A 3,702-nucleotide genomic window follows, 5' to 3' on the forward strand; every position below is an offset into this window, starting at 1 on the left:
ACTTCAAGTCAGCTCGATATCTCCAGCGTTTCGTCTCCTTCATGATCCGATCGCCAATCTCTTCCACATTCCACGCCACGATATCCCGTCCCACCATCACCGTGAACTGAGAACCGCAGCCATGCAAATGTGGAGTGAGGTCGCGCGAGTGCAAGCTGCGTGAGAGGAAACGGCGCTTCTTGGCCGCAGCCCTTTAACTTTACGGTGCCTCGGCGACATCCGGCGGCGGCATGTCCCGGACGTTCCTGGCGTAGTCGCCGAGGGGCGCGCGCTGGATTGCGGACAGGCCGCCGCCGCGCTGCTCTCAAAGAAGGCGGAGCGCCTGCGAATACAACCAGGGCCTTCGCGCGCGCTCCAGGTGGCGCTGCGGCTTAGCTCAGCGCGGCAGTCGCCATTTCCGCGATCTGCAGAAACTCCGCGACATTGACCTTTGTGGGTTCGTAGTTGGTTTTGCCGAGATTGCGCGCGACCGCGAATTCGTCGGTCACCGCGCGGCGGTGGACGATCACGGTGTCGATAGCCGGCATGCACAGAACGAACTGCCCGAAATTGCCGTTCATAAGATACGAGCCTTCGAACGCGGGGGTCGTCGACGTAGGGATCCACCACAGATAGCCATAACCGAGACCCTCCTTGCTCTTGGTCCGTTCCGGGGTGACATGCATTTTCGTGCTCTCGCTTGCCCAGGCTTCGGGCAGGATCGTCTTGCCGCCCCATTTCCCCTTCTGGAGCATCAACTGACCGAGCTTCGCCATGTCACGCGCCGAAAGGAAAAGGTGATAGGCCAGATAGCGCGACTGGTTTTCGTAACCCATCATCCGCTGTCGGCCGATATCATAATCCTGGAAGCCCAGCGGCTCCGCCAGATCGGTCTGCAACGCTTCGAATATCTTGCGGCCGGTGCGCCTCTCGAAGATCGCGCCCAACACATTGAAGTCCCAGTTGTTGTAGAGAAAGGTCGAGCCCGGTCGGGTTTTCCCTCGCTCCGGCGTGTTCTCATTTCCTCCCGGGCTTCCGGCCGGATGATAGACGCCGGAACTGGAAACCAGAAGATCCTTGACCTTTGCCGTCTTTTCGAGCGGAAGAAGACCGCCGTCTTCCTCGATGCCGATCTCGCCGATCGTCATGTCGAGATCGATCTTGCCTTCCCCAACATATTTGCCGAACAGCATCGAAAGCACGCTCTTGCGAGCGGAGGCAAGATAATTGACGTCCGAGATGTTGCCGTAGCGATAGACGATCTCGCCCTTGTGGACGATCGCCATCGACGTCGTTGCCATCGGGTAGAGCTTCTCTTCCATCTTCGCGAGTTTTTCAGCCGACCAGCCGGACGCCGAGATATCCTTGCCGATTGTCCAAGGCTCGCCCTGGGGTGGGGCAGGGCAAGTGGGATCGGCTGCGGCAGAGGCGCGAGGTGCAAGAAGGCTGGTGAGGGCCGCTGGAGCGGCTGCGGAAACGGCAAGCATGGAGCGTCGCGATAGTTTGAAGTTTTGGGTCATAACGTTCTTTCGTGAAATGAGAGTCTGGGTCGCGCTCATGGCGTCAATCGCGGGCGCAAGTAAAACTGGCGGCTTGGGACATGTCGCCTGTGCCCTTATATTTCGGCCAGGAGGGGTACTCGCAAAGAGGCCGTGTGCGTCCGCGCGTATCAGATTTGGTGGCATCCATGACAATCGGATTGACTGGCGGAACCCCGTTTTCCACCCAGTTGTCGAGAGCGGTCAGGTTGTCCCATGCGGGTGAGAACCGTCCGCCGCCGTGGGCGAGACCCGGCACAAGATAGAAGCGGAGGAAGGCAGCCGCTTTCTCACGACCCATCTTAGCCACGATGGCCTCGTAAAGTTTGGCGTTGCCGTAGGGGCTCACGCTTGGGTCGTCGGTGCCCTGCAGCCAGATGATCTTGCCACCCTTGTCGGCAAAGGCTGACCAGTCTGTCTGGGGCGCGCCAATGATGCCGGACAGTTCGACAATACGGTCCTTGAACTTGCCGGGATCGCGAGTGTCGAAGGACAGAAGGTCGAGCGGCTGGCCACGCGCGACGAAGTTCTGGAGGAATTCGAACGCGCGGCTGGAATGATGAGCGTTCGGCCCCGAAACCGGCGGATTGCGCATCTGCGGCTCCGATCCGAGCTGCATCAGGATGCCTTCGAGGCTGTTATAGCCGGGGTAGCTGTCAATTCCGTTCGCCAGCGGGTACGGCAGGGCATACCCATCGTGATAGATCTTGAGGGTCCGGTCGATCTGGGCGTTCGTGAGGCAGTTTTCCGGATTGCCGCTTTCGCCCGCCTTGCAGGCAAGCTTTTCAACCAGTGCGGCCGATTGCTTGCGGCAGCCGGACGCATCGCTGATGAGCCCGTCCTTCGCGCCGTCCAACGCGTCGCAGCTGGCAATGGCATCCTTTGCAATCGTTTCGACCAGCTTTGGAGGGATCCATCCTGCAGATTTGTCGTCATAGATGGCACGGGCAAGTCCTGCGCCCCAGAGCCTAAGACCGACGAAGTTGGCGGTGGGATAATTCGTCAAAATGCCATCATAGGCATCCGGCCAGCGGGATGCCGCCGTCAATCCTTCTCTGCCACCTGTGGAGCCGCCTTGGTAATAGACCCTCCTGATTGGTTTGGCGTAACGTCTTTCGACGAGTGCCTTTGCCACATCGAGAGTCTTTCTGATGTGCATGTATCCATAGTTCAGCATGGCCTCGTCATTTTTTCCGAAAGAGGCATCATCAGCATTCGGTGCCTGATGGCCCGAATCGCTTCCGAAAGTGACATAACCTTGCTCAAGCGGGGTCGGCACCACGTCGAGGCCGAGCGTCGTCTTTTCGGTAGTCGGCGGAATGCTGCCATTATATCCGCCACCGCCATACTGCAGCAGCTTTCCGTTCCAGCTGGTGGGCAGATTGACCTGCCATAATATCTTAGGCGCTTGAGGATCGACGGGTGATGTTTCGCCCAAAACTCTGCAAAATTCACCTTTCTGATTGGCCGTATCGTCGGACGCCACGAAAGTCGCTGATGTCACCCTGGCGCCAGACGTTGGCAAGGTGATTGCATTTGCAGATAATGTAAATGAATTCAACTCCGCACACCGCATGGCGGCGTCGCCCGCCTGCGCGAATGCAGGCGATGTTGAAGCGTATAAGACACTCAGCGCCACCGCCAGCGGCGATAGCGCTCTCAAAAGAAGCGGCATGATTTCCTCCCTGCCTGACCGGCGTAGCCACCAGTAGCGATGCCCTCTCCCGAACATCCCGCCTGACGCTAAGCTCACCAGACATCGAGGTTAAATGCAAATATCAGATCTATTATTTCAATATTCGCATCAGTCACGGCTTTCGCGCCCAACCACATCGATTGTAAGCGTAACGCAGCATCGCCATATCCATGCCGAGAAAATGGGTGTTGTGCGCTTGTACGTTGTCAACTGCAGAAGGCGAGGCTGCTTACCTAATCTCTAAGTGATCGGGATAAATACATGCGTTGGGCAGGGCACCGTAAAGTTAAAGGGCTACGGCGAAGATTGGTAAGCGCCGTTTCCTCTCACGCAGCTTGCACTCGCGCGACCTCACTCCACATTTGCATGGCTGCGGTTCTCAGTTCACAGTGATGGTGGGACGGGATATCGTGGCGTGGAATGTGGAAGAGATTGGCGACCGGGTCATGAAGGAGACGAAACGCTGGAGATGTCGAGCTGACTTGAAGC

2 protein-coding genes and 2 pseudogenes are annotated in these 3,702 nt (G+C 58.0%); 1 reads left to right on the top strand and 3 read right to left on the bottom strand.

The genetic code is table 11. The features are described 5' to 3' along the window. A pseudogene (locus tag RAC79_RS25435) lies at positions 1-163 on the top strand (IS6 family transposase); the annotation flags it as partial. A 208-nt stretch (positions 164-371) separates the two neighbouring features. Here RAC79_RS25435 and RAC79_RS25440 read toward each other — a convergent pair. The 3 genes and pseudogenes from RAC79_RS25440 to RAC79_RS25450 all read right to left on the bottom strand — a co-directional run. Further along, complete coding sequence (locus RAC79_RS25440; protein ID WP_220331348.1) at positions 372-1,499, bottom strand: serine hydrolase; 1,128 nt, start codon at positions 1,497-1,499, stop codon at positions 372-374. Between the two features lie 43 nt (positions 1,500-1,542). After that, positions 1,543-3,192 (bottom strand): tannase/feruloyl esterase family alpha/beta hydrolase, encoded by a 1,650-nt coding sequence (locus RAC79_RS25445; protein ID WP_374997685.1) that lies wholly within the window; start codon positions 3,190-3,192, stop codon positions 1,543-1,545. Between the two features lie 347 nt (positions 3,193-3,539). Next, positions 3,540-3,702 (bottom strand): annotated as a pseudogene (locus RAC79_RS25450) (IS6 family transposase); the annotation flags it as partial.

The organism is Agrobacterium sp. LR_9 (genome assembly GCF_041954855.1).
Taxonomy (GTDB): Bacteria; Pseudomonadota; Alphaproteobacteria; order Rhizobiales; family Rhizobiaceae; genus Agrobacterium; species Agrobacterium leguminum.

Excerpts from the sequence above, each read along its gene's own strand:
- RAC79_RS25440 (WP_220331348.1), bottom strand. The coding sequence starts at position 1,499 with ATGACCCAAAACTTCAAACTATCGCGACGCTCCATGCTTGCCGTTTCC.
- RAC79_RS25445 (WP_374997685.1), bottom strand. The coding sequence starts at position 3,192 with ATGCCGCTTCTTTTGAGAGCGCTATCGCCGCTGGCGGTGGCGCTGAGT.